The 21,322-nt window shown below is 38.1% G+C and carries 19 protein-coding genes; 11 read left to right on the top strand and 8 right to left on the bottom strand.

Features of this window, described 5'->3' with window-relative positions:
* Positions 1–27: 27 nt before the first annotated feature.
* Positions 28–537, top strand: coding sequence for a hypothetical protein (locus PTUN_RS21145; RefSeq protein WP_009836660.1), 510 nt, complete (start codon positions 28–30; stop codon positions 535–537).
* Positions 538–655: 118 nt separating this feature from the next.
* Entirely contained in the window at positions 656–853 is a 198-nt protein-coding gene (locus PTUN_RS21140) for a DUF1289 domain-containing protein (RefSeq protein WP_009836661.1), read from the top strand.
* Between the two features lie 13 nt (positions 854–866).
* Here the strand turns inward: PTUN_RS21140 and PTUN_RS21135 are convergent, their stop codons facing one another.
* Entirely contained in the window at positions 867–2,279 is a 1,413-nt protein-coding gene (locus PTUN_RS21135) for an MFS transporter (RefSeq protein ID WP_009836662.1), read from the bottom strand.
* Between the two features lie 172 nt (positions 2,280–2,451).
* Positions 2,452–4,233 (bottom strand): M61 family metallopeptidase, encoded by a 1,782-nt coding sequence (locus PTUN_RS21130; RefSeq protein ID WP_009836663.1) that lies wholly within the window; start codon positions 4,231–4,233, stop codon positions 2,452–2,454.
* Between the two features lie 198 nt (positions 4,234–4,431).
* Here PTUN_RS21130 and PTUN_RS21125 point away from each other — a divergent pair, with 198 nt between their 5' ends.
* The 8 genes from PTUN_RS21125 (at position 4,432) to ilvN (ending at position 14,160) form a co-directional block, all read left to right on the top strand.
* On the top strand, positions 4,432–5,973 hold the full coding sequence (locus PTUN_RS21125) for a GGDEF domain-containing protein (protein ID WP_009836664.1): 1,542 nt from the start codon (positions 4,432–4,434) through the stop codon (positions 5,971–5,973).
* Between the two features lie 67 nt (positions 5,974–6,040).
* Positions 6,041–7,393: a nucleotide 5'-monophosphate nucleosidase PpnN gene (ppnN, locus tag PTUN_RS21120; RefSeq protein WP_009836665.1), complete on the top strand. Its 1,353-nt coding sequence runs from the start codon at positions 6,041–6,043 to the stop codon at positions 7,391–7,393.
* Positions 7,393–8,169: a flap endonuclease Xni gene (gene xni, locus PTUN_RS21115; protein WP_009836666.1), complete on the top strand. Its 777-nt coding sequence runs from the start codon at positions 7,393–7,395 to the stop codon at positions 8,167–8,169. The genes ppnN and xni overlap by 1 nt, the downstream gene beginning before the upstream one ends.
* A gap of 74 nt (positions 8,170–8,243) precedes the next feature.
* Positions 8,244–8,630, top strand: coding sequence for a DUF3192 domain-containing protein (locus tag PTUN_RS21110; RefSeq protein WP_040643437.1), 387 nt, complete (start codon positions 8,244–8,246; stop codon positions 8,628–8,630).
* Complete coding sequence (locus PTUN_RS21105; protein ID WP_009836668.1) at positions 8,627–10,354, top strand: hypothetical protein; 1,728 nt, start codon at positions 8,627–8,629, stop codon at positions 10,352–10,354. Before PTUN_RS21110 ends, PTUN_RS21105 begins: the two co-directional genes overlap by 4 nt.
* Before the next feature lie 146 nt (positions 10,355–10,500).
* On the top strand, positions 10,501–11,508 hold the full coding sequence (locus PTUN_RS21100) for an isocitrate dehydrogenase (RefSeq protein WP_009836669.1): 1,008 nt from the start codon (positions 10,501–10,503) through the stop codon (positions 11,506–11,508).
* A gap of 430 nt (positions 11,509–11,938) precedes the next feature.
* Complete coding sequence (locus tag PTUN_RS21095; RefSeq protein ID WP_009836670.1) at positions 11,939–13,663, top strand: acetolactate synthase 3 large subunit; 1,725 nt, start codon at positions 11,939–11,941, stop codon at positions 13,661–13,663.
* A complete protein-coding gene (gene ilvN, locus PTUN_RS21090) occupies positions 13,663–14,160 on the top strand; it encodes an acetolactate synthase small subunit (protein WP_009836671.1) in 498 nt (165 codons plus the stop codon). Before PTUN_RS21095 ends, ilvN begins: the two co-directional genes overlap by 1 nt.
* Positions 14,161–14,224: 64 nt before the next feature.
* Here ilvN and PTUN_RS21085 read toward each other — a convergent pair whose 3' ends face one another.
* The 6 genes from PTUN_RS21085 to PTUN_RS21060 all read right to left on the bottom strand — a co-directional run bounded on the left by PTUN_RS21085 (position 14,225) and on the right by PTUN_RS21060 (position 20,095).
* Entirely contained in the window at positions 14,225–14,500 is a 276-nt protein-coding gene (locus tag PTUN_RS21085) for an HU family DNA-binding protein (RefSeq protein WP_009836672.1), read from the bottom strand.
* Between the two features lie 420 nt (positions 14,501–14,920).
* Positions 14,921–15,253: an MGMT family protein gene (locus PTUN_RS21080; RefSeq protein WP_009836673.1), complete on the bottom strand. Its 333-nt coding sequence runs from the start codon at positions 15,251–15,253 to the stop codon at positions 14,921–14,923.
* On the bottom strand, positions 15,228–17,297 hold the full coding sequence (locus tag PTUN_RS21075; protein WP_083781227.1) for a GumC family protein: 2,070 nt from the start codon (positions 17,295–17,297) through the stop codon (positions 15,228–15,230). Before PTUN_RS21075 ends, PTUN_RS21080 begins: the two co-directional genes overlap by 26 nt.
* A gap of 3 nt (positions 17,298–17,300) precedes the next feature.
* Positions 17,301–17,822, bottom strand: a complete 522-nt coding sequence (locus PTUN_RS21070) for a polysaccharide biosynthesis/export family protein (protein WP_009836675.1) — start codon at positions 17,820–17,822, stop codon at positions 17,301–17,303.
* On the bottom strand, positions 17,816–18,904 hold the full coding sequence (locus PTUN_RS21065) for a hypothetical protein (protein WP_009836676.1): 1,089 nt from the start codon (positions 18,902–18,904) through the stop codon (positions 17,816–17,818). The genes PTUN_RS21070 and PTUN_RS21065 overlap by 7 nt, the downstream gene beginning before the upstream one ends.
* A 288-nt stretch (positions 18,905–19,192) precedes the next feature.
* Complete coding sequence (locus PTUN_RS21060; protein WP_009836677.1) at positions 19,193–20,095, bottom strand: LysR family transcriptional regulator; 903 nt, start codon at positions 20,093–20,095, stop codon at positions 19,193–19,195.
* A gap of 140 nt (positions 20,096–20,235) precedes the next feature.
* On the opposite strand from PTUN_RS21060, the gene PTUN_RS21055 reads away from it, so the two are divergent.
* A complete protein-coding gene (locus PTUN_RS21055; protein ID WP_009836678.1) occupies positions 20,236–21,321 on the top strand; it encodes an efflux RND transporter periplasmic adaptor subunit in 1,086 nt (361 codons plus the stop codon).
* The last annotated feature ends 1 nt before the right edge of the window (position 21,322 follow it).

The following is a 21,322-nucleotide window of genomic DNA, read 5'->3' as shown; positions in this document are numbered from 1 at the left end:
TTTGCAAAATTGATTTGGACTGTGACTATGAAACTTCCCCTAGCCTTTTTCTCAACTGTCTGTGTACTTAGCGGCTGCACCACGGCCAACCCAGTCATACAACAACAAATTGACGACCTTACTGCATGTCAAAAAGTAGAGGGGTTATTACAAAGTTATCCAAGTCAATTTAACGCACTTAAAATGGCCAAGGTAAGTAATAAGTTCATGGACGTATGGCAAGCTAAGTACCATTTAGTTGGCGATGCATGTCAGATAAGCCAAGTTACCACAGGCAGTAATTATCAATGCCAAAAAGTCTATTCTCAAGCTACTGAAGCTGTATCTAGTTATCAACAGGCCGTTAGTATTATTGCTTCATGCCTCGATATGAAGCAATGGCATAAAACAGAGTCACTGATTAATGGGGTTCATCGTGCAACCTTTAGTGCGCCGCTGCAACCTGAAATTACGGTGTTATCTGCAAGTACCTTGGCCAAAGTGTCTCAAAGCTGGCAAACAAGTGTCACTGTTGGCACTGCACAACCATCAAAATAACTTTTATCATATTATTTATATCCGTTGATGACTTTCAGATGCGCTGTGCTAAGTCATTTATAACCTTGATAATGTTATTAACTGAACCATGCGCCAAAAACGAAGTAAGTAGTAAAAAATGAAAAAATTAAAACCGAGCCAATTAAAAACTGCCTGTATTGGCCAATGCCATCGTTTAAGTGGCTATTGTACGGGCTGCGGTCGCACTGAAGATGAAATTTATGATTGGATTTTATTAACCCAGCGCGAGCGTGATGTTATTTTAGCCACCCCTCGCGCTGATGCTCATCTTAGCAAAAAAGATACCGCAAAATAATTAGGCTTTCTTTTTAGCCATCGTTACTTTTATCTTCACGTTTTTTTATAATCGTTAACCAATCGAAGCTGACACCTGAAATAGCATTAAATCGGGCGACTCTAAACATAACATTAAGCAATTTAGGACGAGGACGAATATTCGGTTCTACTGAACGCGGGATAAACCATAACGTGACCATTGCCCGCAGAATACTCGACACCACAAAAACTAACAGCAAGGGATGAGCTTGCCAGCTGCTAATCGCAAAATAACTCACGACTTCTGGCGCATGTGAGGCAATTTGTCCACCAACCATTGCACCAACAAATACCATTGCTGCACCTAACGCTGCTTGCAATGCTGCATAGGTAGCAAAGTCAGAGCGAAACGGGCGAATATCATATAGATAGTTTGCGGTACTGAGCGTAAAGCCACTCCACGCAAAACCCGAAAATGCTTGGATTAATAAGATGTAATAAAAATCAGCAGAAACAAGCCACATCATTGGTAATGTCGGAATGAGGCTACTGGTAATGATCATCACTAAACGATTTCCAAACTGGTCACTATAACGACCCCAAAACTTCAACGTTAAAAACTGAGTAAGGATTGACGCCACGCTGGTCATCACAAATTCAAAATAGCTTAATTTAAGATCTTCGAGCATATACACAGCAAAAAATGGCGCCGAGATTGCTACCATCGCTTGCATTAAGCCTACAAATAAACTGTAGTGACGAAAAGTTTGATCTTTCCAAGCAGATTTAAAATTTGCAAACGTATTAAAAAATACTGCTGTTTCAGCCTCAATCTTTTGCACTGGATCGTGCATTTTCAATAGTAAAAAAGCCGATATGAAACGCCCCATGGCAGCGATAGAAAATAGCAATGTAAATCCAAGCCAAGTCATCGCCAATGAATCTGTTAAAGATAAAATACCACCACCGATAAAAAACATGCTTAAAGAAGAAATCATGGTTAAACGTGTACGGGAAGCGAAAAAAGCACCTCGTCGCCGTTTTGGCACTATTGTTCCCATCCAAGCACGCCAATGTGGTTGGATAAGATTTAAACAGCCATGATAACACACGGCAAATGCGATAAAATAATAGACAGCATGATCAGGAGTTAAGGTCGCAAGTGCGGCTATTGCAGCCACAATACATGCCTGTACTAAAGCGCAAGTAACAATAAATGTACGACGCTTAAAATGACTTGCCAACCAAACAGACAATAACTGAGCTGCTGCACCAAATAGCTGTGGCAAACCCGTTACCAACCCCATTTGGGCCATCGAAGCTCCCAAAGAAATAGCATACGCATTAAAGAAGTTATCGCTGGTCGCTGTCATAGTAGAAGAAGCGACCGCTTCTTTTTGAGAGCTTTTCAGAGTATTGCGCAACCAAGCGCGTCTTTTTGGTTTACTCACCGTATTTAATTGCATCGCGATTACTAATTTACCCGTAAAAAGAACTAATGATCAATAACCTACAGAATATAGCTAGTATGACCTAGCAAAAGTCAGAACACTAGCCAGCATTATCAATTTGTGTTTAATAAATAAAAAAGCACCTCATTTTGAAGTGCCTTTATTGATTTATAATAAATAAGTTGAATTATTTAGTTTCTAAATCTAAACCAATCCATGCTTTATATAATAATTTTTGTTGTTCTGTTGGCTCACTAACAACTTGAATTACTTTATCTTTATCAGACTTTTGGGCTAAGACTAAATCAGTTTTGAGTAAGGTATCACGTCTAAAAAAATCTACCGCTATTTTTTCACCAATTTTAAATTGTTCAAAGTAACCTTTTAAATCAGCCGGTACTTTGTGGCCATTAACAGCAACGATTACATCACCTGATGTTAAACCCGCTTGCCAAGCTGCACCATTTCGTTTTACCGCTGTAAGAGTTGGAAGTTCACTACCACTGCGTGCAGAAAATTCAGCATCAGCAACAAATTTACTCTCTTTAGGATAAACCAATTCAAGACCTATAACGCCAAGCAGACGATCAAAGTCTAAATTGGCTGGCGAATCAACGTTTTGTGCCCACCAAGTTGCATAATCAATACCTGTTAACTGTTGTAAAATGTTTTTAACATCTTGTTCTGTAAATCCTTTGGGTAAGGCAAAATCTTGGTATAGCGCATTATGTACATCACGGTAGCTTTTTTTACCTTGAGTTTTCTCAAGCATATCGATATCAAGTGCCAATGAAATCAATGACCCTTCAGAATAGATATTGGTACTAAAGTTGCGACCATGATCGCCCCCTTGGTTAATCCATTTATCAAAACTAGTATCGGCTGCAGACTGCACTTCTCTTCCAGGTGTTTCAAGATGACGATTAATCGATTTGGCTAAGCCCTTGTAAAGCTCCTTGGTTGTTTTAATACCGCTACGTAATAATAAATGATCTTCTAAATAACTGGTTGAACCTTCAGAAATCCATAACATGCGGCTGTAATTTGGATTGATATAATCATAAGGAACTAAGCCTTGAGGTCGATATGCTTTAACATTCCAAGTATGAATAAACTCATGAGCTGCTGTTGAGATAAACTCCAGATAATCGTCACGTTTGTGAAAACTTTCACGGTATCGTTGGATAATAGTTGAATTTAAATGCTCAGTTGCACCACGTGCACCCGAAGTTGCGTGTACCATAAAAACATAACGCTCAAATGGATAACCTTGCCAGATCGCATCGCCCGTTTTAACTAACTTTTTTAAATCAGTGAGCATTAAATCAACATCATAGTTACCGTGGCCCCAGATAACTAATTCATATTGTCGGCCATCCACTTCAAACTCAAACCACTGATTAATACCGGTTTCGATTGGAGAATCAATAAGAACATCGACATTAGGCGCTACAAATGAATGTTTATTTTTACCCGATTTTAAACCAGAGACACTTCGCCACTTTTTAGGCACTTCCAATTGCACCGTGACGGGCTCATCCCTAAAGCTCTCGCTGTACATAAAAAAACCTGAAGCATCAATATAGGCATGGCTATCGTCAATATGACGCGAACGATTACCAAGCTCATTAGCATAAACTTGATAGTTGACGGTAATACTCGCAGGCTCAGGTAATTCAACCCGCCACGTGCTTTTTTCAATTTTATGCCACTTCAGTGCTTGACCACTGGCATCTTTAGCTTCAAAAAAACGTACACCATTGGCTAAATTAAGTTCTTCGTATCGACCAGTTCGCCAAGAAGGTAACTTTACATCTAGATAAGATTGTGCCGTTTTAGGAAATTGCACAGCAACATTAGAAAGGTGGTGTTCTGGCTGATTAATTTCGAGCTTATAATTAACATCAGCGAAGACTGTTCCTGACGATAAAAGCAGTAAAAAAGAGGCTAATGGTGATAGTTTGTTCACTCGTTGTTCCTTATCAATTATTATTTTTGCAGAGTAACAAGCTCAAACGCTATTTTCTAGCCTTTGCGATAAGTAACTGAATCGATTTATATACACCTTTTGAAAAGGAAATTTAACTTAAAGCATGGAGTTATTGAACGATTTGCATATAATCAACTAAGTCTTCAAAGTTAAGTTGTAGAAGGAAAAAGAACATCTGTGTCGAATAATAAGGAAATAGAGTCTCTAGAAAAGAAACTCGCATCAACTATTCAAAGTCGTAATGTCATTGAACAAGCTCGTCATGCCCAAATCGCGACTTTAGTGCAGTTTGTTTCTAAACTTTCTTTAACGTGTAAAGGAATCGATATCGAGCTCGATAATCGTTTAGCTAATTTTCGTTCTTCGATTAGTAAAGGAATCGATTTTGAACGGTTAAAGCCATTGATTGACGACATCAGTATTCTCCTACAACAACAAGAAAGTCGCCAAGATGCTAACATTCGTGAATTACATCAAACCGTTAACGATGCAGGTAAACGGTTACAGCAATCTAAAGGTGTACCTGATGATTTGCGCCGCAGTTTGCGAAACTTATTAACTAATGAACTCAATGATATTAAAGCTACTCAAGATTTTGTCCCGGTATTATCAAATTTGGTCGAGATCTACCATCAAGTTCTCAATAATAAACATGGCGATTTAAGCTCTGAGCCAGAACAGTTATCACCTGATTTAGCAAATGAATTACTTAATCTAACCAGTGAACTTGCATTTGAAGGCGAAAGCGCCAAGAAAATAGACTACATAAAACAACGTATCTCAACGAATCATCAGCTTAATGTCTTGTTAGATAGTTGTATTAATATCATCCGTCTGATTGTTGCAACTATTTCTCAAGAAAGACAAACCGCACAAAGTTTCTTATTTGCCATTAACGAAACACTTTCTTTATTGCACCAAACACTACTTGATTCAGTTAATCGCTCTAAAGATGTTGGCCATCGAATGGCACAATTGAATCAGCAAATTGAAGATAAAATCTACCAACTAAATGATCAAAGCCAACAAGCTAATTCTATTACTGAATTGAAACTTATTGTTGGCAAAAAACTCGAAGCCCTAACTTTAGATATAAAATACAAAGAAGAACTCGAAATCCAAGAACGAGAATGCATTACTGAGTCATTAAAAGTAATGCAAACAAGAATTGACTCCCTTGAAAAAGAGACCTCAATTTATCGCGAACGTCTTGCCGAACAAAAATTTAAAAGCTTACAAGACAGCCTAACCAAATTGCCTAATAGAGCAGCATTTGATGAGCGTTTTCAACTCGAGTTCAATAGTTTTAAACGTAATAATAAAAACTTATGTCTTGTTGTAATTGATGTTGACCATTTTAAGAGAATAAATGACAGTTTTGGTCATAGTGCGGGAGACAAAACGCTGCAAGTGATTGCCAGTGCCCTGAAGAAAACCGTACGAAATACCGATTTTATAGCACGATTTGGTGGTGAAGAATTTATCATCATCATGCCTGATACTGATTTAAAACAGATCATTCAACCACTTGAAAAAATTAGGAAAGCAATAAAAGCTATTCCATTTAAATTTAAAGATACCAGTGTGCAAATCACAATATCAATTGGTGCAACCCAATTTATGTCTGTTGATACGACACAAGAAGTCTTTGATCGTGCCGATGATGCACTATACGAAGCCAAAAGAACCGGACGAGATCGCTTAGTTATCAAAAAATAAATATTGCCTTCTATCTTAAAAAAACTATATTTAATAAATAGTTATTGAGCGATAGAAGGAAATATCAATGCTAGTACAGCTTAATCCGATTGGCAGTTTAGATTTACTCTCTCAGGTAGAAGTGGATTCCCTAAAACAGTCTTCCACCTCAGAATTATACCGATTGTTCCGCAATTGTTCCCTTGCCGTTTTAAATGTTGGCAGTCATACCGATTCCAGTGATGAAATTTATAATAAGTACCATGACTTTGAAATTAACTTATTGAGCCGTGAACGTGGGATCAAAATTGAGTTGCTCAATCCTCCGCAAACCGCCTTTGTTGATGGTCAGATTATTCGCGGGATCCACGAACATTTATTTTCAGTGATCCGTGATATTTTATTCATTAATAGTAAATATGATTCGCCCCACCCAACCATTACTGATTCAGCACACACTACTCATGTAGTATTTGACATGCTACGAAATGCCAATGCACTACCAGTTAATACCGATCCAAATATGATTGTATGCTGGGGGGGTCATTCGATTAACGAAATTGAATATTGTTATACCAAAGAAGTCGGTTATCAATTAGGTCTTCGAGGGCTTAATATTTGTACTGGTTGTGGACCAGGTGCCATGAAAGGTCCGATGAAAGGCGCTACCATTGGCCACGCAAAACAACGGATTAAGAACAACCGTTATTTAGGCTTAACTGAACCAAGCATCATTGCGGCAGAGCCACCAAACCCAATCGTTAATGAACTGGTTATTTTCCCTGATATTGAAAAACGCTTAGAAGCCTTTATTCGTGTTGCTCATGGCATCATTATTTTTCCTGGCGGCGCAGGCACAGCCGAAGAGTTACTTTATCTTCTGGGTATTTTGCTTCACCCTGATAATGCAAAACAACACTTACCCGTTATCCTTACTGGTCCTGTAGAAAGTCGCGCTTATTTTGATGAAATTTGTCAATTTGTTGAGAAAACACTCGGTAAACAAGCGCTTGATAAATTCGAAGTGATTGTTGGTGATCCACAAACAGTTGCAATGCGCCTAAAAGATAATATGCAACAAGTTCGAGACTATCGAAAATCACAAGGGGATGCCTATCACTTTAACTGGACGTTGAAAATAGATGATGACTTCCAGAATCCTTTTGCGCCTACCCACCAAAATATGGCAAATTTAGATTTACATTTAAATCAACCCGCTCAGCAATTGGCGGCTAATTTAAGGCGAGCTTTTTCAGGGATCGTTGCTGGGAATGTAAAAGATGAAGGGATCCGCGAAATAAAACAACATGGCCCGTTTTCGTTATCAGGAGACTTAAGCTTAATGCAAGATATGGATTTATTACTGCAAGCGTTTGTTAAACAAGGTAGAATGAAATTACCTGGGACAAAGTATGTGCCTTGCTACAAAATAAAGACCTAATGAATAAACACCTTTTGATCATAGATGCGTTGAACCTTATTCGACGCATCTATGCTGTCGATAGTAATCAGTCAAATCAAGAAGAGCTCGCAATCAAAAATGCGATTAATCGTGTCGAACGTGCTGTGAGTAAACTTTTGAAACAAACAATACCCAGTCATGCAATTGCAGTCTTTGATGGTGAAAATAGTTGGCGCTATCAGTTTTATCCCGATTACAAATTAAATCGAAAACCGATGCCCGAAGTATTACAAACCAATCTAACTCACTTCGCTAAACAGCTCACAAACCTAGGAGTAATTAGCTATTTCCCGCAAGAAGATGAAGCGGATGATGTCATTGCAACCCTTGCAGACAAAGCGGCAAAACAACACATCAACTCAACAATTGTCTCAACCGATAAAGGTTTTTTACCACTGTTGAACCAGCATATTCAAGTTTATGATTATTTCACAGCGCAATACGTTAGTGATAAAACAATTTTCGACAAATTTTCAGTAAATAAAAATCAACTGACCGAATTTTGGGCGCTTGCTGGTGATCCGACAAACGATATTCCTGGTGTTAAAGGGATTGGAAAAAAAACAGCACAAACATTATTAGCGCAATATCCTTCAGTCACACATGCGTTAGCGAGTACTGAGCTAAATGAAAAAATTCGTCTCAAAATAGAAAGTGAACTCAACCAATATGTTATCTCAAAAACACTCGCAACTTTGCGAGTTGACCTACCGCTTGGCTTTTCACTGAAAGATTTACGCTTAAAAAGAGCTTAAACATATTAATGCGAATAGGGTATGATAAATAAAATAAAAATTCACATTGGCCAATGTCTGTAAAGGTTAAATTAATGACGAAAAAAATTATTCGTTATATTTTGTTAGGGATCGGTCTCTACGCGGTGTTGGCCTCGTTAGTCATTATTTTTTATCAAGATGATCCAACAACGATGAATTGGCAAGACAGAGAAGCTTTTAACAATCGCTTTATTGATAAATTAAAACCTGCTCAAAAACTTTCTAGTGAGAGTGTACTTGAGCAATTGGGCTCGCCTGATTTAACGTTCGCCAAAAATAGTAATAATCATGTCTATCAGCTTTTCTTTTATCGTACGCAGCATGTCAAATCCGACGGTATCACCACACAAGATGAATGTACCGGTATCCTTTTTAAAGACGGGATCTTGATTGCTTGGGGACTAGGCGCATTATCTGCATACCATAGCGAAGCAATATGAGTGATTTTTCAGCCAAGCAGCTGCAAGAGTTGGTTAATGCAACGCATACGTTACAACGGCTCTATTATCATAAAGAAAAATGGCCAAAACTATTCCCACTTATCAGTCTGCTCGCTGAACAATATGACAATGCTTATCTTGATCATCCCAGAGCAATGCAAGCTCAACTCATGTTTTACATTTCAAAACAGGGCTTTACAACCAACCTTGTCATAAACCAAACGATATTATGTTGCATTATCAGCCATGCACTCTGTATCCCGATAACAATGAGGCAAGGGTTAATTGCATGCTGCTTAATTCATTTGATTTGTGCACAAAAAGAATCTAATCAGTTAGCCAATAACGAACCTTTAACAGCACAAGGTAAAAAGCTTTGGGCACAACGTAATTTATTGGCTGCTAAACTTATGCAAACAGGTCGAGTTAAAGCACCTATTATTTATCAGGTACTCAAATATTTACCTGATGCTCATCGACATTTAGCTGGTCATACGGCTCAATATGCCCTCGACCAACCAACTTGTATCGTGGCATTATCAGAAGCGTTATCTCGTAAAATCACGCTATCTAAATCAGCTCAAGCGATGAGTTTACATGAGGCGATTAAATGCATTTATGTCAGTACTAAAAATAGCTATCTCTGTAGCCTACTTAAAAAATTAACAGAGGTTTTACCCACGATTTTACCGGCAAGTTGTTATCAGCAAAATCAACAGCTTTACTTGTTCATTGACCATATTCATGAAGATAGATATCTTAGTTTTATGCTCAGTGAACAAAAATTAACTGCCAAAGGTCATTGGAATGAAACCAATACCCTGCCATCACAAACCAAGTTTATTCAAAAAGCCTGTCTTGATGATAATTTAATTTATAGTTTATGGTTTAAACCATTAAATAAACGTTTAGAACATCAAAAACCAATCACCATTGACGTTATGCAAGAACAACCATTGGACGATTTATTAGCTGTTCTAGCACGTTTCAAACATATTTCGCTTGAACAACTTATTTTGTCTTGTGAACCCCACAGCAAAATGTCGCAATTGCTTTGCCACTATGCAACAGTCCGTGCAGGACAAACAATCAGCGAATTAAAACATGCCATTTTATTGCTTGGACCAGCTAGAGTTCCAGAAATAATAAAAAAAGTAGCCTTACAACAACAACTACACTCGCTTAACTACCCAAATCAAGTGTATCTTGAAGCACGTTTATTCATTGCTAGTGAATTACTTGAGCACTTAACGAAAGACCATCATCACAATTTTGCTGAGCAAGCAAGCTGCGCATTGCTCAAATATGTGCTTGCTGTGCTCCAATCGAGTCCTGACTTACTGATCAGTCCATGCCCTCAGTACTTGTCTTTAAAAGGCATAACTCAATTAAGTGCAAACTCGTTTTTATTATTGCCCACTACAACAGAGTTTAAACTAACCAAAGACAATTATCTTTCCCCTAGTTGGTACAAAGCCTTAGTCGAATTACCGCAAATAGAACAATTAGGCAATAACACCTTGTCAATTGAACTGTCATGTTTGATTATCACTTTTGCAACTCTCAATCGTATTTATGCCAATGACATCAATCCTTGCTCATTAAGTAACAGCATTCTAGAGCGAGCTTTTCGAGTATTAAATCTTTCAGACTGTCGCCCGAGTACCGCTTTTCATATTTATCTGTGTGATAAATATAATCTGCATCCGTTTAATTTACTCTAAGACGCTTCATTTATAAGCAATTAGTGGTATTTATGCAGTTAAATCTGGAAAGATCACAGCGAAGTTGCTATAAAGCACGATTGAATATTAATTCTTTCATTACGTATATCAATTCTGATAGAACACTATTGTTAAAGGAAGCTTAAATGGCCAAGCAAATTATCACAGTAATTAAAGGTGACGGGATCGGTCCTAGCATCATAGATTCAGCTTTAGAAATTTTGAATGCGGCAGGCTGTGATTTTGAATATGAGTTTGTTGATGCTGGTCTAACTGCGTTAGAAAATACAGGCGAATTATTACCACAAGCAACAATTGATGCAATTGCTAAAAATAAAATCACCCTTAAAGGGCCACTTACTACACCGGTAGGTGAAGGTTTTACATCAATTAATGTTACCTTGCGTAAAAAGTTTAATTTATATGCAAATGTACGCCCGGTTGTATCTTTTGAAGGTACTAAAGCACGCTATGAAGATATCGATATCATCACCGTTCGTGAAAATACCCAAGGTATGTATTCAGGATTAGGACAAGTTGTTTCTGAAGATGGCTCAGAAGCAGAAGCAATGTCTAAAATCACACGTGAAGGCGCGCAAAAAATAGCCGTATTTGCTTATGAATTAGCTCGTCGTGAAAATCGTAAAAAAGTGACCATAGTTCATAAGGCGAATATTTTAAAATCAACATCTGGCTTATTCTTAAAAGTTGCTCGTGAAGTAGCAGCCCTTTACCCAGATATTGAAACAGCAGAAATGATAGTTGACGCCGCGTGTATGAAATTAGTAATGACGCCTGAAGAGTTTGATGTAATTGTTACAACAAACTTATTTGGTGATATCTTATCTGATTTATGTGCAGGATTGGTGGGCGGTTTAGGAATGGCTCCAGGTGCAAATATTGGCGAAGATGCTGCCATTTTTGAAGCTGTGCACGGCAGTGCTCCAGACATAGCGGGTAAAAATTTAGCAAATCCAACATCGGTTATTCTAGCATCAATTCAAATGCTAGAACATTTAGGTATGGGTGATACTGCTGAGCGTATTCGTAATGCTGTTGCTGATGTGATCAAAACAGGTGACCGTACCACACGCGACTTAGGTGGAAATCATGGTACAACTGATTTCACACAAGCAGTAATCGAACGTCTATAAGGTATAGATAAGTTTGTAAGCCCACTTTATGTGGGCTTTTTTTATCCGTTAAAATAAACAACAAAAAACTTCGTGCTCTCAAGTAGGTTTGATTTCACAGACTTTCGCTAATAAGTAACCCTTCTTTCACTTAATCAATCTCAAATATAAATAGTTAATGCAAAAAATCAGTTTTAACATCAAATAAAAGAACATTTAATCCAAAAGCAATCTCTTTATTGACTTGACATTAATCGCTAAAACTTATAAAAATGAACTTGTTAATAATTAATTAAAATTTTTATATGAATTTAAACCGTGTTGTTTTAGTTGTGCTCGTGGTACTGGTCACTGTTGTGATACCAGCGGGTTAACTTGAGCAACAAACAGCACTCAAAAAAACCCCGCACTTAAGACGGGGTTTTTTTTTGACTTAGAATAAGGAATGAGGATGGAACAAGAAATAATGTCAGGAGCCGCACTTGTTGTGCGAGCGCTGAAGGAGCTTGAGGTAAAATATGTTTTTGGTTACCCCGGTGGCTCAGTATTGGATATTTATGATGCATTGTACGTACAAAACGATGTTGAACATATTCTAGTAAGACATGAACAAGCTGCGACCCACATGGCCGATGGTTTTTCACGTGCAACTGGGCAGGTGGGTGTCGTATTAGCAACGTCAGGACCCGGTGCGACCAACTGCGTAACAGGGATTGCTACTGCTTATATGGACTCAATTCCAATGGTGGTACTGGCAGGTCAAGTTCCGAGTAATTTAATCGGTGATGACGCCTTTCAAGAAACTGATATCGTCGGGTGTTCAAGACCGATAGTGAAACATAGTTTCAACTGTCGCAGCGCCGTTGAAATTCCTGAGATTTTAGCTAAAGCTTTTTACATTGCTAAAACGGGTCGTCCCGGTCCTGTCGTAGTCGAACTGCCAAAAGATATTCTAAACCCTGCGCTTGAGTTTCCATTTATCATGCCTAAAGACATTTCTTTGCGTTCATACAACCCGAGTAAAAAAGGTCATTCGAAACAAATTCGCAAAGCTGTGCAGGCAATTTTAAATGCTAAACGTCTCGTTGTTTATTCTGGCGGCGGTATTATTTTATCTGATACATCAGAGCAACTGACTCAGCTTGTAGAGTCACTGAACGCCCCTATCACTAATACCTTAATGGGATTAGGAGGTATTTCTGGTACTCATCCGAACTTTATCGGGATGTTGGGGATGCATGGTAATTTGGAAGCAAATAAAGCCATGGCCAACGCCGATGTAATCTTAGCACTCGGTGCACGCTTTGATGACCGTGTAACCAATAACGTGAAAAAGTTTTGTCCAAACGCAACGATTGTTCATGTTGATGTAGACCCAACATCTATCTCAAAAACTATTTCAGCCCACATTCCAGTAGTCGGTGATTTAGCAACGGTATTTGAGCAACTTCAAATTGAAATTGATAAAAGTGAGCTGCAAATTGACCGTGCAGCACAAGAGGATTGGTGGCGTACCATTAATAATTGGCGTGAGCAAAAATGTCTAAGCTACACCAAAGTCGAAGGTAAAATTAAACCACAAACAGTGATTGAAACGCTATACAAAGTAACTCAAGGCAAAGCCTATATAAGCTCCGATGTTGGTCAACATCAGATGTTTGCAGCGCAATACTACCCTTTTGATAAACCTCGCCAATGGATCAATAGTGGCGGCTTAGGGACTATGGGTTTTGGTCTACCGGCGGCAATGGGAGTAAAACTTGCTTTTCCTGATAAAGAATCTGTCTGTGTTACAGGCGATGGTTCGATTCAAATGAATATTCAAGAGCTCTCAACCTGTATGCAATATGGATTAGCCGTTAAGATTATTTCCCTTAACAATCGATCACTAGGTATGGTTCGACAATGGCAAGACATGATTTATTCGGGTCGCCATTCATCATCGTACATGGATTCTTTACCTGACTTTGTCAAACTAGCAGAAAGCTATGGTCATGTTGGGATCAGAGTTGATTATCCTGAACAATTAGAAGATGCCCTAGCAACAGCGATGGCGATTACTGACAGATTAGTCTTTGTTGATGTCTGTATTGATGAATCAGAGCATGTGTATCCGATGCAAATTCGTTTAGGAGCAATTGATGAGATGTGGCTTAAAAAAGGAGTAAAAGCATAATGAAACGAATTTTAGCTATCTTACTTGAAAACGAACCTGGGGCTTTATCGCGCATTGTCGGGCTCTTTTCTCAACGTGCGTACAATATCGATAGCCTGACTGTTGGTACCACGGATGACAGCTCATTATCACGAATTACAATAACCACCCAAGGTGATGATCGCATTATTGAACAAATCACTAAACAAGTTAATAAACTAGTTGATGTACTTAAGGTTATCGATTTAACCGATACCAACCATATTGAGCGCGAACTGGTATTAATAAAAGTACGCGCAGCTGATGAGCAAGCTCGAGCTGCTGTAACGCGTGTTAGTGATGTGTTTGGTGGTTCAATCATTGATATGGGCAAAACCACCTACTCGCTTCAACTTGTTGGCAGCACAGATAAACTAGCTTCGTTTATTGATACACTACGTAATGAAACAGAAATTGTTGAAGTGGTGCGCTCTGGCGCGGTTGGATTTATTAGAGGTGATAAAGCGCTAAGAGTTTAACAACCTTTAAAAATAAATAAGGGACCAGCTGGTCCCTTATTTAAATCATCTGCTTAAGCGCGTATTAAACGTTTACGCTGTCTTTTAAGCCTTTACCCGCTTTGAAAGAAGGGATATTTGCAGCTGAAATTTGAATTTCTTCACCAGTCTGTGGGTTACGGCCAGTACGTGCTGCACGAGCTTTAACTGAAAAAGTACCAAAACCAACTAACGCAACTGAATTACCCTCTTTTAGTGAGTTTGATACTGCACCAGTGAATGCATCAAGTGCACGGCTTGCTGCCGCTTTTGAAATCTCTGCATCTGTGGCAATTTTTTCAACTAATTGAGCTTTGTTCATTTCTAGATTCCTATTCTTTATTATTGTGCCTTCGCAGACCTTATAGTTATGCATTTTTATTGGCTTGGCAACTGCTATTTTCATTTTTTTAGCCAAATTACTTTCTTTTTTTAATGAAATGTAAATTTTTTTTTCTTACAGCGTAAATGTAACTATTTAAGGGGCAAACTTTGCTGAACAAGCTGATATCTATAACGAAAGCTTAATCTCTATTAGAAGTTAACAAGTGAGTTTATTTTGCTCGAAACCATGGTTCACGTCTGAGCAAGGCAAAACAATTAACAATAATATAACAAAGGTACAGGCTGAGTATTGGAGATAATAACAAAATAAATAAGGTTAATTGATCCATCATAGCGACGCCAAAATTAAAAAAGTTTAATACTTAGTCGCAGCTAAAACGCAAAAGGTTGTAATTATTTACACATTCCATTGATATTTTTTTAATGAAACTCGCCCATTACTCACCAAAACATGTTCTTTCTCTAATAATTCTTTCTGACGGAAGAAACGAGCACTATCGAGGGGGAAACTAATCTTTCCTTGGCTATTAATAATTCTATGCCAAGGCAATAATGTATCTTTAGGTAAGTTTTTTAGGCAAGAACCAACAAAACGAGCGTAATTAGGTAACCCTGCCATTGTTGCAATTTGTCCGTAGCTTGCTACACAGCCATAAGGTATGGCACTAACAACCGTCCAAATCTGTTGTTTTTTAAATTCAATATCACGTGCGTTTTTTTGTAGAACCATAATAGTAGTTTTGATTATCGTATTTAATTCGATTTAATATTACACCACTGATAGTTGTTTCTGCATGACTAAGTAGCTCAATATCATGATTAAATTTCGCCAAAGATGTTTTCTGTACATCGACAACTAAGGTTAAACCACTAACATGTTTGCTCACCATTAATGCATCACTCACGGATAAAATAGGCGGACACTCAAGAATGATCCGATCGTATTTTTTCTGTAATACATTGAGCATGCTTTCAAAGCGTTGCATTGATAGAAACAAAAGCGGATTCATTGGTCTAAGACCCGAGGGTAAGACATCTGCATTGATTTGCTCATCATGGAATATACATTCTTCAAAAGTATGCGTTTGAGCCAAAAAATTAGTAAGACCAGGCCGGTGCCGAGATTCGCCAAGCGCAACCGCAATTGATGGATCTCGTAAATCAGCATCAATAATAATCACTCGTTCAAGCTCTGAAAACGATTTGGCCATCTGTAAACAGGTACTCGACTTCCCCTCGTTTGGAGTTAATGACGTCACAGCGATAATTTTTTGATCACCAAGTTCCTTATCGAGCATTACTTTGGTGCGAATTGAACGGATTGATTCTTGGTATATTTCAAACTGCTTACCACTACCGAGTAAAATAGGTTGGCTCTTGTCTTTATTTTTATTACGAATACGAGGGAGTTCTCCCAATACTTTATAACCATAATGATGTGCTATTTGGCGATAGCGTCGATGAGCATCAGCAAAAAAATGCAATAAGATAACCAGCACAATTGATAAGATAAAACCCATGACACAGGACACAGCAGCAATTAATGCTTTTTTGGGTCTTATTGGGCTAATTGGTGTAATTGCAGGGTCAACAACGATGATATCCGATGAATCTGTGATGTCTTTGAGCAACTCGGTTTCTTTTTGTTTAGCACTTAACGACTCGAGTAGTTTAATGTTTGCATCAACTGAGCGTTGTATTTTTTTAAACTCTTGCTCCTGAATTATCGCACTTTCAAGTAAATCATTGGCGTTTTGTTGTTTTAATTCCAATTCACTGATCTGAAGCTCAACTTCTTGTTTGTTTTTTGTCATGGCAACAATAAAGGCTTCCACTTCTTTTTCTAATTGTTGCTCAGTATCAGCTATTTTTAATGCCATGGACTTAAACGTTGGATGCTTATCTAAATAACGCAGTTTAATTTGAGATAGCTGGGCTTGCTGCGACGCTTTTTGTTGCACAAGTTCTCTAATAATCGGCGCATTGGTGATTTCGTTTATGACAAGTAATGCGTTTAAATCGTTATTAGCCAAAGAGACTTTTTGAGAGAAACGTTTAAGTAAGTCAAACTGGAGGTTTAACTCCCTTAACTCTCGATATAACAAACTAATTTCTTGTTTTGCAATTGTCACATTACTGGCGATATCGACTACATTTTGGCTTTGCCTAAACGCCATCAGTTTTGCTTCTTCAACCTCTAATGAGTCTTTAACACCCTGTATTTTTGAGTTAATCCAATCATCGCTTTTGTTACTATGTGGCTGCATTAAGTCGGTTTGATATTGCATAAATGCTTGTGCTATCTGATTGGCAACTACAGCCGAGAACTTCGCATCTTGGCTTTCAAAGCTAATTTCTAATAAATTGGTTTTAGAAACAATATTAATTGATAAATGAGTCAGTAAGTCATCTCCCGACCATGTAAAGTCCGATGCGTATTGATTAAGTGTGGCAGGAATACTGAGTGAATCTACGATTGTCTGGGCGAATTGGCTCGACTTTAACAATTTAATCGTTGTATCTAAGTCATCATTAGCAGATCCCATGCCTGGCACTAACGATTGCAACGGATTGTTCGCTTTACTACCTTTAACCATAACCGTTGTTGTTGCTTTATAGATGTTGGGCATTCGGTCAACAATACTAAGACCAATCGCAAAAACAATGCCCGTAACAACAAGAATAAACCATTTCTTAATCCAAAAAAGAGATAATAAATCAGCAAGATCTATTTCATCTTCTGCAGGTTTAAACGCACCGTTCATCTGGGTCATAAATTAAAAGAAACTCTTTTCAATTTTAATGACATCGCCAGGTAAAATAACGGTATCTGATTTAGCTAAAAAAAGAGATTTATTTTGACCACGCTGTATTTGCCATTGCGTGCGTGATGCTCGGTCTTTTAGGCCTCCAGATAATGCAATAACTTGCTCTAGTGTGATGTCGGGCTGATAAGTATAGCTGCCAGGGCTTCGAACTTCGCCATAAATGAAAAAAGGTCGATAACTCGAAACGCGAATTGAAACACTCGGCGCGACCAAATACCCATCTTTTAATAAAAGTTCTAAATGCGCTTTGGCTTGCTGTTGGGTAAAACCTGATAAATCAATACTACCAAGTAATGGAAAATCAACTTTACCCTGCTGACTAATTTGCCCAGAAAAAGCTAAATCAGGTTCTTGATAAACAGATATTTGAATACTATCCCCTGCACCTAGCTGATACGCTTGATTAAACTCAGATGCATTTATGCTAAAACTAAAAGTTAGGATCAGCACTAAGCTTAAGTACTTTACCATAGGTATTCTACCGCCATATTAATCAAATTCTGAGCACTTTCATCCTCAATTAAAGTGTCTTTTGCTGTGGTATGCCCAAACGAAAAGGCTGTTGTTAATCTATCAATAACCGACCAACGCCATAATAAAAAACCAGCCCAGCTATCATGAGTCCGATTTAATTCATCTAACGCCAATGAATTATATTCAAGAGAAAAGCTAAGTTGATGATCTGCAGACATTGTTATCTGATAAAGTACCGCAGCTTGAGTACGCAATTGGGTTAATGCATTTAATGTAGTGGATACCTCAGAGCGCTGCGAGGTAAGTAACCGCAATTGATGATCTGCGTTGATTTGCCAACTGTCTGATACCTGCCAGTATTGACCTCGACGTTTGCTGTCACCTGAGCGCTCGAAAATCCCTGTAATCACACTAAGTTGATGTTCCGATGCAAATTGCGTTTTAAATCCAAGTCCAAATTCTATTAGCTCACTTTGTTGCGTGCCGCTTTGCTCAGACTGCAGATTGAGATGAGATAACCAATAACTATCTTCTGTGAACCGATGGCCATATAAAGCATCAAGTTGAAGCGTATCGATTTGGTTTAAGGATTGATTTTTAAGACGCTGCTCTTTAGCGGCCAAATTTAAATTAAAATGTAGATACTGTAACTCGGGTGCTCGACCAAGCAAAAGTGCTAATTCAACACTTTTACTTAATTGTTCAATTGACTGATTTTGTAAAAACTCAGCCCCACTATCGCCACCTAATTTGTTTGAGCGCTCATAACTAAACGCAGCGTTTAATTCGACTTGATCTTGAACAAAAAAATGGACTTCAGGGCGAAGAAAAACCTCTGATGCATCAAATTCAGCATTAATATCAGCAGCGCGATACTTGATGGTAGTTGGAAAATACACTCCAAAACCATCGTACAACGCTAACCAGCGGATATCTCCAAGCACCCGTACAAAACGTTCATGCAAAGAGTCAGTGGTGGAGTTGAACAAGTTGTCATTATGCTCTAATGCTACAGATGTTCTAAATTCACTGATTTCCTTATCCCAAACGACATTGGCTTGGCAAAAACGTGTAGACATTACAAGCAAAAAACTAAGGGCAAATAAATACTTCAAAAATTACTCGCGAAAATAGCTCGGTGCTAAAAATGTATCTTGTAATAAAAGTGTAACAACACTTCGTTTAAGGTTCACATTATGCGTTTAAACACAATGACAAAACAAGGCAAACTTACCTTATTCCTTCAAATAATCAAGGCCATATATAAACGTTTGTAAATGGAAATATTGCCAACTTCTCAAAGTAGATAATAAACAACAAGTTAACAATCAATACTATTTCATTATCTACTAAAGTCTTATGTGTGATTAAGAATCAAACGACTGAGCTTGATTTAAATTTTGTAATAAAGCCCATATTTTATTTGCTACAGGGCCATGCTCCCGCTGTTTTTTACGAAAAACTCTTATCTCGACTTTAATTGTTTCAACATAATCGTTTAAATTAATTTCAAATACACGGCCTGAGTCAATCAGGTGTTGGCAAGAGTTGCGACTCATCATCGCCCAGCCCGCACCTGAAATCACTAGGCGCGAGAGCATCGCTAAATCGTCGGTCTTAATTAATTGCGAGCCTTGGACAATGTTGAGTTGTTCGCTATCAAACTCGAAGTTACTCTCTTTAAGCGTAATACAACTGTATTTTTTTAAATCAGCTGAATAATTGACCTTATCTGGCTGAAATAATGCTTCTGAAGCCACTAAAACCAGGGCCAATTCACCGATAGGAAAACTTTCATACTGTCCTGTCGCTTGGAAAATATGAAACCAAGGCCCAATACCAAGCTCAACAGATTGTTCTTTCACTTGATTGATGGCATTAAATCGACTACCACTATTGATCAAAAATTCAGTAGAAGGGTAATGATTAAACAAGGTACTCAGGCAAGCATCAACCTCGGTATTGACACACCCCTCATCGTAACAAATACGGTATTTAGCCTCATATCCCTTAGCAAGACTTTTACCTAATACCTGAAGTTGATTTGCTTCTGTCAGCAGTGTGCGAGCTTGGCGAAAAAAAATAGCGCCGTGAGGCGTTAAACTTAAACGATAGTGCTGTCGGTCTAGCAATAAAAACCCCAGTTCAGCTTCTAGTTTTTGCATTGCCATACTTAAGGCCGGCTGGGTTTTGTGTAGCTGCTCTGCCGCTTTTTTTAAGCTGCCACATTCAACTACTGCTGCCAGAATTCTAATTTGCTCAAGAGTCATCAATTTTACTTATATAGTTATTAAGTTTATATAAATTTTATTTTAAACCAGAACCTCGTATTCTTAACATAAATTTATGTTCTTCTGTTTATTATCTATAGTTCAGTAAGAATTTCTCTATAAGTCGCAAGGAATTAACAATGCATCTGGCAAAAATCGCATTAGCACTTTTTCTCACAACAGCCTTAATAGGGTGTAACAAAAAAACCGATGACACCCCTGCTCCAATCATTCGTCCAGTTAAGCTTTATCAGGTTGATGATCAAACCCAGACAAATCTGAGAAGTTTTCCTGCCGAAGTAGAAGCAAACCAAGGCTCTTATCTTGGTTTTAGAGTAAATGGCGAATTAAAAAGCTTTGCGGTATTAGCAGGTCAACATGTTGAAAAAGGTCAATTGTTAGCTCAACTCGATCCAACCGATTTTAAATTGCAAGTTGAAGACAAAAAAGCACGCTTTGAACTTGCGCAGTCTCAACTTGAAAGAACACAGTCTTTATTAGGTAAAGGGATCACCACAGAATCTGAATTTGACCAAGCCAAAGCAAACAAGCAAGTGGCTGAATCAGCATATAAAAAAGCACTCACAGATCTTGATTACACTGAATTAAGAGCACCATTTAGCGGCACGGTATCAAAAGTATTTGTCAAAAACTTTGAAAATATCCAAGCTAAACAAAATATATTACGTCTTGAAACTCGTGATTTAATGGATGTAACCATTCAAGTGCCTGAAAAAGTGGTTGCTCGGGTTAATAAAAATATCAATTATCAACCGAAAGTAGTTTTTGATGGTTTTTCTGAACAAGCATACTCACTGACAGTAAAAGAATGGGATACCCAAGCCGATCCTAATACCTTGACATACCGCGTGGTATTTAGTTTACCCGTACCAAACGATTTTAATTTGCTAGCCGGCATGACTGGTAATGTGCTTATTGATCTCACCCAAATTACCAAAACCAGTCCAGATCAATTTATGGTGCCAGTTGAAGCTGTTTTTTCACAATTAGCTGAAGATAAACAAACCAATCAGCACTTTGTATGGCGTTATAATGAGCAAGACCATACGGTTAGCAAAGTCGCCGTCACAATTGGTGAATTACATCAAGTGGGTATTGAAGTATTGTCGGGTTTAAAAGCAGGTGATTTCATTGTAAGCGCGGGTGTTCACTCGTTAAGTGATAACCTTGTTGTTCGCCCTTGGCAACGTGAAAAAGGGCTATAAA

This window comes from Pseudoalteromonas tunicata (genome assembly GCF_002310815.1).
GTDB lineage: Bacteria > Pseudomonadota > Gammaproteobacteria > Enterobacterales > Alteromonadaceae > Pseudoalteromonas > Pseudoalteromonas tunicata.
The sequence above is the reverse complement of the archived record's forward strand: the minus strand, read 5'-3'. Positions and strand labels throughout refer to the sequence as shown.

Coding starts and splice junctions, on each gene's coding strand:
- PTUN_RS21100 (WP_009836669.1), top strand. CDS start 10,501: ATGGCCAAGCAAATTATCACAGTAATTAAAGGTGACGGGATCGGTCCT.
- PTUN_RS21080 (WP_009836673.1), bottom strand. CDS start 15,253: ATGGTTCTACAAAAAAACGCACGTGATATTGAATTTAAAAAACAACAG.
- PTUN_RS21095 (WP_009836670.1), top strand. CDS start 11,939: ATGGAACAAGAAATAATGTCAGGAGCCGCACTTGTTGTGCGAGCGCTG.
- PTUN_RS21055 (WP_009836678.1), top strand. CDS start 20,236: ATGCATCTGGCAAAAATCGCATTAGCACTTTTTCTCACAACAGCCTTA.
- PTUN_RS21135 (WP_009836662.1), bottom strand. CDS start 2,279: ATGCAATTAAATACGGTGAGTAAACCAAAAAGACGCGCTTGGTTGCGC.
- PTUN_RS21060 (WP_009836677.1), bottom strand. CDS start 20,095: ATGACTCTTGAGCAAATTAGAATTCTGGCAGCAGTAGTTGAATGTGGC.
- PTUN_RS21105 (WP_009836668.1), top strand. CDS start 8,627: ATGAGTGATTTTTCAGCCAAGCAGCTGCAAGAGTTGGTTAATGCAACG.
- PTUN_RS21075 (WP_083781227.1), bottom strand. CDS start 17,297: ATGACCCAGATGAACGGTGCGTTTAAACCTGCAGAAGATGAAATAGAT.
- PTUN_RS21085 (WP_009836672.1), bottom strand. CDS start 14,500: ATGAACAAAGCTCAATTAGTTGAAAAAATTGCCACAGATGCAGAGATT.
- PTUN_RS21065 (WP_009836676.1), bottom strand. CDS start 18,904: ATGTCTACACGTTTTTGCCAAGCCAATGTCGTTTGGGATAAGGAAATC.
- xni (WP_009836666.1), top strand. CDS start 7,393: ATGAATAAACACCTTTTGATCATAGATGCGTTGAACCTTATTCGACGC.
- PTUN_RS21110 (WP_040643437.1), top strand. CDS start 8,244: ATGACGAAAAAAATTATTCGTTATATTTTGTTAGGGATCGGTCTCTAC.
- ilvN (WP_009836671.1), top strand. CDS start 13,663: ATGAAACGAATTTTAGCTATCTTACTTGAAAACGAACCTGGGGCTTTA.
- PTUN_RS21140 (WP_009836661.1), top strand. CDS start 656: ATGAAAAAATTAAAACCGAGCCAATTAAAAACTGCCTGTATTGGCCAA.
- PTUN_RS21070 (WP_009836675.1), bottom strand. CDS start 17,822: ATGGTAAAGTACTTAAGCTTAGTGCTGATCCTAACTTTTAGTTTTAGC.
- ppnN (WP_009836665.1), top strand. CDS start 6,041: ATGCTAGTACAGCTTAATCCGATTGGCAGTTTAGATTTACTCTCTCAG.
- PTUN_RS21145 (WP_009836660.1), top strand. CDS start 28: ATGAAACTTCCCCTAGCCTTTTTCTCAACTGTCTGTGTACTTAGCGGC.